The sequence below is a fragment of the Mycobacteriales bacterium genome (genome assembly GCA_035504215.1).
GTDB lineage: Bacteria > Actinomycetota > Actinomycetes > JAFAQI01 > JAFAQI01 > DATAUK01.
In genome coordinates, this window is the sequence record DATJSI010000107.1 from 1 (window position 1) to 7,272 (window position 7,272).

Sequence of the window (7,272 nt, forward strand, 5' to 3'; positions counted from 1 at the left end):
GTCGACCACCGCCACGGTGAGCCGGTCAGCCGCTGAGGCGTCGACGACGACGTCGACCTGACCGCCGCCCTGATCGCCGTACCCGTGCTCGACCGCGTTGTGGACGAGCTCGGACAGCGCCATCGCCAACGGGGTCGCCACCTCTGCCGGCAGCACCCCGAAGCTGCCGTCCCGCTCGACCTTCACCGCGGTGCCGGACACCTCCGCGACCATGGCGAGTACACGGTCGGCCACCTCGTCGAAGCTCATCGCCTCGTCGAGCGTGCCGGTCAGCGTCTCGTGGACCACCGCGATCGACGAGACCCGGCGGACCGACTCCTCCAGAGCGTCGCGCGCCTCCGGCACCGCCATCCGGCGGGCCTGCAGCCGGAGCAACGCGGCGACGGTCTGCAGGTTGTTCTTCACCCGGTGGTGGATCTCGCGAATCGTCGCGTCCTTGGTGAGCAACGCCCGCTCGCGGTGGCGGAGGTCTGTGACGTCATGTACGAGGACCAGTGCACCGATGTGCTCGCCACCGGGACGCAACGGCAGCGAGCGCAGCTGAACGATCGCGTCCCCCACCGCGAGCTCGGCCGACCCGGACGCGCTGCCGCGCGCCAGCACCATCGCGGCCTCGCCGATCTCACGCCCGGTGCGGTCGCCCAGCGTCCGCGTCAGGCCGGCGAGCGACACGCCGCTGAGGTCGCCGACCAGGCCGAGCCGACGGTACGCCGAAAGCGCGTTCGGGCTGGCGAAGGTCACGACACCGTCGGCATCGAGACGGATCAGACCGTCGCCCACTCGCGGCCCGCCGTCGGATGCCGCGTCACCGGGGTACGGCCAGCGACCCTCGGCGAGCATCTGGGCGAGCTCGTTCGCGCTGCGCAGGTAGGCGATCTCGAGCCGGCTGGGGGTTCGAGCCGCGGCGAGGTTGGTCGCCCGCGTCACCACCGCGACGATCCGCCCGCCGGCAGGGACCGGAAGCGCCTCCTCGCGCACCGGCACACCGGCGACCCAGACCGGGTCCTCCTCGCGGCAGATCCGCCCCTCGGCCAGGGCGGTGGCGAGCTGCCGGCGCTGGCTCGCGCTGACGCTCGTCCCGACCAGGTCGTCCTGGTACGCGGTCGGACCCGTGAGTGGCCGCATCTGGGCGACCACGACGAACCGCTCGGCGCTGCGGTCGGGAACGAAGAGAACGAGGTCGGCAAAGGACAGGTCCGCGAGCAGCTGCCAGTCGCCGACCAACCGGTGCAAGGCGTCCACGCGGGCGCGCTCGATGCCCGCCGCTGATTCGCCCGGGTCGAGGGCGAGCGGCGCAGCCGCCAGCAGCTCGTCCATGGTCGGCACCGAACCAGGCTAGGTGGCGCGGCGGCGATATCCCCTTGCCCCCGCAGGGACGGCGCGGCACGGTAGCCGCGTGGAGGATCCCGCCGCGCTGCTCGCCGCGTACGACGACGAGCTGCGCACCGACGCGGAGACCCCGAGCGCGGTCGCCGTGGCGGTGCACGGCCCGCTTCGCCTGGTGACGTTTGCCGGTGGACGCGGGTTCGTCACCTACCGGGACCTCAACGGTGCCGATGAAGCGGGCATCAGGACCCTCGTTCGCGGCGCGCTCGAGCACTTCGCGGCTGATCCGGAGATCGACCGGGTCGAGTGGAAGACCCGCGGGCACGACCGCGCTCCGGGCCTCCACGACGCTCTCGTGGACCGCGGGTTCGTCCCCGAGGAACCCGAGTCGATCATGATCGGCGAGGCGAGCGCACTGGCGGCCGACGTCCGGCTTCCACCCGGGGTCACGACCCGCCGGATCAGCGAAGCGGCCGACGTGCGCGCGATGAGCGCGATGGCGGACGAGGTGTTCGGCGACCCCGTCTCGGATGCCATGGCGGACGCGTTGCTGCGCCGGCTGTCCTTCGACGACGGGATGGAACTCTGGGTCGCAGAGGCCGAGGGCACGATGATCGCCGCCGGCCGGCTCGAACCCGTCCCCGGCACCCGGTTCGCCGGCATCTGGGGTGGTGCCACCCGCGAGGAGTGGCGAGGGCGCGGCATCTACCGCGCGTTGACCGCCAACCGGGCTCGATCAGCGCTGCGGGTGGGCAAGACCCTGATTCACAGCGACTCGACGGAGTACTCGCGCCCGATCCTCGAACGCTCAGGGCTGATCAAGGTGTCGACGACGACGCCGTACCACTGGCGGCGTTGATCAGGCGACGAGGCCGACCCGTCGCAGCTCGACCGTGAGGTCGTGCGGGTTGGTCGACGCGATCATCGCGGCGTCGAGGGTGATCACGCCGTCGCGGATCAACGACACCAGGTGCTGGTCGAAGGTCTGCATGCCGTAGTACGAGCCTTCGGCGATGAGGCCGTTGATGCCCGAGGTCTTCTCCGGGTCGACGATCGCGTCCGCGACCCGCCCGGTGTTGATGCAGACCTCCATGGCGACGCAACGGCCTTCGCCGTCGGCGCGCGGCACTAGCCGCTGGCAGATGATTCCGCGCAGCGCTCCGGCGAGCGACATCCGGATCTGCTTCTGCTCGTGCGGCGGGAAGAAGTCGACAACGCGGCTGATCGTCTCCTGCGCGTCGGTGGTGTGCAGCGTGGACATGACGAAGTGGCCCGTCTCGGATGCGGCCAGCGCGGCCTTGACCGTCTCCTGGTCACGCATCTCGCCGACGAGGATGACATCGGGGTCCTGCCGCATCGCGGCACGTAGGGCGACCACGAAGTCCTCGGTGTCGACGCGAACCTCGCGCTGGTTGATCATGGCCAGCTTGTCGAAGTGCAGGACCTCGATCGGGTCCTCGATCGTGACGCAGTGGACCTCGCGGTTGACGTTGATGTGGTCGATCATGCCGGCGAGCGTCGTGGTCTTGCCCGAGCCGGTCGGGCCGGTGACGAGCACCAACCCGCGGGGCTCGAGCGCGAGCGTCTCGAGGACGACCGGAAGGCCGAGGTCGGCGAGGGGGATGGCGCCGACCGAGACCCTGCGGAAGACCAGGCCGGCCGAGCCTCGCGAGCGGAAGGCGTTGACCCGGAACCGTCCGACTCCGGACAGCGAATAGGCGAAGTCCGCCTCGTTCGTCCGGTCGAACTCCTCCACGAGGTCCTCCCGCAACACCTCGTGAACCATCTGCTCGGTGTCCGCCGACGTGAGGTCGCGGGTCTCGAGCTTGCGCAGCCGCCCATCGATGCGGACCCGGGGCGGTGAGCCGACCTTGCAGTGCAGGTCGGAGCCGCCGCACTCCACCAGGGCTCGCAGGAACGGCTCGATCATCAACGACGTCACCTGGTGTGCTTCGGCGGATTCAGTCCCTACCTTGACCTTCGCGCACGCTCCGGCGCCGCGTGCGGGCGGTTCGCCCCCGCCGCCCGCGCACATCACCCGAACGGCTCAGCGGCCGGCCCACCACGACGCTTCGCCGGCGCTCAGCCGATGACGGCGATGACATCGCCTTCCTGGACCACCTGACCCTCGGTGACCCGAAGCTCGACCAGAGTTCCCGAGTCCTCGGCGAGGACGGGGATCTCCATCTTCATCGACTCGAGGATCACGATGGTGTCGCCCTCGTCGATCGGGTCGCCGGCGTTCGCGACCACCTTCCAGACGTTGGCCACCATCTCGGCCAGCACTTCTGCCACTGCCACCTCCCGGAGCGTGGGTCTATCGAACCATCGACGCGATCCGGCTCAGCGACCGGTCCAGCGTGGCGCGCGTTTGTCGAAGAACGCCGCGATGCCCTCCGCCGCGTCCGCGGTGGTGGTGAGAAGCGACAGCTGCGCCTGCATCGCCTCGAGCGCCACCGGCAGGCCGGCAGTCTCGCTCGCCGCCACCCAGGCCGCCTTGCCCAGCCGCACGGCGACCGGCGGCGCGCCCGCGAGCTTCTCGACGTACCGCTCGACATCGGTGTCGAAGCTCTCGTCGGGGAAGACGCGTGAGACCAGGCCGTAGTGGTACGCCGTCTCGGCGTCGAACCGTTCGCCGGTCAGCATCCGGTCCATCGCATGCTTGGGCGACATGTGTCGCGCGAGCAGCGCGCTCACCATGAACGGCCAGAGGCCACGGTCGACCTCCGGCAGCCCGAAGCTCGCGCTGCGCCGAGCGAGGACGACGTCGCAGGCGAGCGCCAAGCCGACGCCGCCGGCCAGGCAGATCCCCTGCACGCGGGCGACGACCGGCACCGGGCACTCGCGCATCGCAACGACGAGCTGGGCCAGCAGACCACGACCGTCGTGGCGTTCCAACCCGGTCGCGTCATCGGCCATGACCGCGAGATCGGCACCGGCGCAGAAAACCCGCTCACCGGCGGACGCGATCACGACGACACGGGTCTCCGTGTCGGCGGCGGCTTCGCGCACCGCGTCGAGCAGGGCCTGCAGCACCGCCGCGGACAGCGCGTTGCGGGCATCCTCACGGTTGATCGTCACGTGTGCCACACCGCCGACGCGGCTCACCTCGACCTCGGTCACGACCGCATTCTCTCGATCAGCCCGGTGTCGTAGTCGCCCGAGCGGAAGGCCGGGTCGGCGAGCAGCTCGGTGAAGAAGGGAAGGTTGGTCTTGATCCCCTCGATCCGGAACTGGCTCACCGCGGCCCGCGCCCGTTCGAGCGCCTGCGCTCGGTCGGCTCCCCAGACACACAGCTTGGCGAGCAGCGGGTCGTAGTACGGCGTCACCGTCGTCCCAGCGGCGTACCCGGCGTCGACCCGCACGCCGTCTCCCTCGGGTTCGTCCCAGACGCGAACCTCCCCTGGCGAGGGAAGGAACCGCACCGGGTCCTCGGCGTACACCCGCAGCTCGAGGGCGTGCCCGTCGCTGCGGATGTCGGTGAGATCGGCGGCCGGCGGATCACCGGCGGCGATCCGCAGCTGCTCCTCGACGAGATCGATGCCGCTGACCAGCTCGGTCACCGGATGCTCCACCTGCAGGCGGGTGTTCATCTCGAGGAACACGTAGTCCTGGCCGGCCGGGTCGACCAGGCACTCGATGGTGCCGGCGTTGCGGTAGCCGACCGCCTCGCCGGCGAGCACGGCTCCCGTGAGCATGCGGCGCCGCAGCTCGGCGGAGACCCCGGGCGACGGGGTCTCCTCGGCCACCTTCTGGTGCCGTCGCTGCACGGAGCAGTCGCGCTCGCCGATCGCGACGACCCTTCCGTCGGCCAGGCCCAGCACCTGGACCTCGACATGGCGGGCGTTGACGATGAAGCGCTCGAGCAGGATCGACGGGGATCCGAAGAAGCGTTCGGCCCGGCTGCGAGCGGTCTCGAACGCGGCGCGCAAGCCCTCGTCATCGGTCGCGACGCCCATGCCGATGCCCCCGCCGCCGGCCGAGGCTTTCACCATGAGCGGGTAGCCGATCTCGTGCGCGGCTTCGAGCGCCGCCTTGATGGTGTCGACCGGTGCAGCGGTGCCGGCGGCGACCGGCACCCCGGCCGCGGCCATCAGGTTGCGGGCGCTGATCTTGTCGCCCATCGCCCGGATCGCCTCCGGCGGTGGGCCGACCCATCCGATCCCGGCGGCAAGAACGGCCTCGGCGAACTCGGCGCTCTCGGCGAGGAAGCCGTAGCCGGGATGGATCGCCTCCGCCGCCGTACGGCGAGCCGCCTCGAGGATCTTGTCCACGGCGAGATAGGACTCGGCCGGCGGGGCCGGGCCGAGCAGCACCGCCTCATCCGCCTCACGGACGAACGGCAGCGCGGCGTCGACCTCGGAATGCACCGCAATCGTGCGCAGACCCATCGATCGGGCGGTCCGCATGACCCGGCGGGCGATCTCGCCGCGATTCGCGACCAGGAGCGACTCGAACACGGCGGCACACTAGCGGCCCGGGGCCCGGAGGTCGTCATCGTGGTCGGCGCAGCGGCCTTTTCCCGGCCAGCGGCGCCGGCCTGCGGCGGCGGCTACGCGCTGCTACTCGGCTGCTACTCGGCGCGGTACTCGACGGTCGAGATCTCCAGCCGGACCTCTTCGAGCTTGACCCGGATCCGCTGCTTGAGGTGCTCCGGCGCGAGGTCGCTGCCGCAACAGCGCGCCACCAGCGCCTTGACCTCCTGCTCGATGCCGAACTCGCGCAGGCACGGCCCGCACTCGTCCAGGTGCTCGCGCACCTCGGCCTTCGCGGAGTCGCCGATCTCGCCGTCGAGGTAAAGGTAGACCTGACGGATCACCTCGACGCAGTCCACCTCGTGGGGATTGCCGCAGCTCATGTCGGGCTCCCTGCTTCGGGACGCACGTACCCCCGGTCCACCGCGTAGTGCTCGAGCGCTTCCCGCAGGCCCCGCCGGCCGCGATGCAGGCGCGACATGACAGTGCCGATCGGAGTCCCCATGATGTCGGCGATCTCCTTGTAGGAAAAGCCCTCGACGTCCGCGAGGTAGACGGCCATCCGGAAGTCCTCGGGCAGCGACTGGAGCGCGTCCTTGATGTCACTGTCCGGAAGGTGCTCGAGCGCCTCCGCCTCGGCCGACTTCAGCCCGCTCGACGTGTGCGACTCGGCGCTGGCGAGCTGCCAGTCCTCCACCTCGGCGTTGCCGGACTCCTGCGGCTGGCGTTGCCGGCGGCGGTAGTTGTTGATGAAGGTGTTGGTCAGGATGCGATACAGCCAGGCCTTGAGGTTCGTGCCTTCCTGGAACTGGTGGAACGCGGCGAAGGCCTTGACGAAGGTCTCCTGGACCAGGTCCTCGGCGTCGCTCGGGTTGCGGGTCATGCGCAGCGCGGCGGAGTAGAGCTGGTCGAGGTAGGGCAGCGCGTCGCGCTCGAAGCGCGCGCTGCGCTCTTCGACCGTCTCCTCGGCCACGCCCCGGTCCCTTCCTACGGCGAGGCCCCCGACCGGCATCGGGCGATCGGACGCGGCGGGCGTCACGAGGGGCCGCGCCGACTGTATCGCCGCCGGCTCCGAGGCCGACGTGCCGCGGGGGGTACGACGGAGGTCCGAGCGGCCGGCCGGACGGCGCGCGGCCTGACTGCCGGTCGCAGCACGAGCCGTGGTCGCGGTCACGAATGCTCCAACGCCCCGGCGGACAGACCGATTCCCGCCAGCCAACCGAGCACCGCCGCGGCCACCTGGCCGGGCGCCTTGCGGAGGGAGTGATCTCCTGCCACCGCGACCACGGTCGGTCCGGCGGGAAGCTGGTCCGGCGTACCGAACGCATCCGACGCGCCTTGGACGACGAGCGTGGGGACCGCCGTGGCGAGCAGCTCGCCGGCCCGCGACTTGTCCGGCTGGCCCGGCGGGTGCAGGGGGAACGCGAGCGCGATCACGGCGTCGGCACCGAGCTCACTCGCGGTGCGGCAG

General features: G+C 71.0%; 9 protein-coding genes. 1 reads left to right on the top strand and 8 read right to left on the bottom strand.

Going from position 1 to position 7,272, the window contains the following annotated elements:
* Positions 1-1,317: sensor histidine kinase (locus tag VME70_13210; GenBank protein ID HTW21158.1), on the bottom strand; the 1,317-nt coding region annotated here is incomplete at its 3' end.
* Between the two features lie 79 nt (positions 1,318-1,396).
* Between VME70_13210 and VME70_13215 the strand changes: the two genes are divergently transcribed.
* Entirely contained in the window at positions 1,397-2,185 is a 789-nt protein-coding gene (locus VME70_13215; GenBank protein ID HTW21159.1) for a GNAT family N-acetyltransferase, read from the top strand.
* On the opposite strand, the gene VME70_13220 is transcribed toward VME70_13215, so the two are convergent.
* The 7 genes from VME70_13220 to VME70_13250 form a co-directional block, all read right to left on the bottom strand.
* Positions 2,186-3,268, bottom strand: a complete 1,083-nt coding sequence (locus VME70_13220; protein ID HTW21160.1) for a PilT/PilU family type 4a pilus ATPase — start codon at positions 3,266-3,268, stop codon at positions 2,186-2,188.
* A gap of 140 nt (positions 3,269-3,408) precedes the next feature.
* The gene (locus VME70_13225; protein HTW21161.1) at positions 3,409-3,627 is read right to left on the bottom strand and encodes a biotin/lipoyl-binding carrier protein; all 219 of its coding nucleotides are present in this window, start codon (positions 3,625-3,627) and stop codon (positions 3,409-3,411) included.
* Between the two features lie 42 nt (positions 3,628-3,669).
* The gene (locus VME70_13230; protein HTW21162.1) at positions 3,670-4,449 is read right to left on the bottom strand and encodes an enoyl-CoA hydratase-related protein; all 780 of its coding nucleotides are present in this window, start codon (positions 4,447-4,449) and stop codon (positions 3,670-3,672) included.
* On the bottom strand, positions 4,446-5,786 hold the full coding sequence (locus VME70_13235; GenBank protein ID HTW21163.1) for a biotin carboxylase N-terminal domain-containing protein: 1,341 nt from the start codon (positions 5,784-5,786) through the stop codon (positions 4,446-4,448). Before VME70_13235 ends, VME70_13230 begins: the two co-directional genes overlap by 4 nt.
* A gap of 113 nt (positions 5,787-5,899) precedes the next feature.
* Complete coding sequence (gene rsrA, locus VME70_13240; GenBank protein HTW21164.1) at positions 5,900-6,184, bottom strand: mycothiol system anti-sigma-R factor; 285 nt, start codon at positions 6,182-6,184, stop codon at positions 5,900-5,902.
* Positions 6,181-6,813 (bottom strand): sigma-70 family RNA polymerase sigma factor, encoded by a 633-nt coding sequence (locus tag VME70_13245; GenBank protein HTW21165.1) that lies wholly within the window; start codon positions 6,811-6,813, stop codon positions 6,181-6,183. The genes rsrA and VME70_13245 overlap by 4 nt, the downstream gene beginning before the upstream one ends.
* Positions 6,814-6,971: 158 nt before the next feature.
* A partial coding sequence (locus VME70_13250; protein HTW21166.1) for an alpha/beta family hydrolase occupies positions 6,972-7,272 on the bottom strand: 301 nt, incomplete at its 5' end.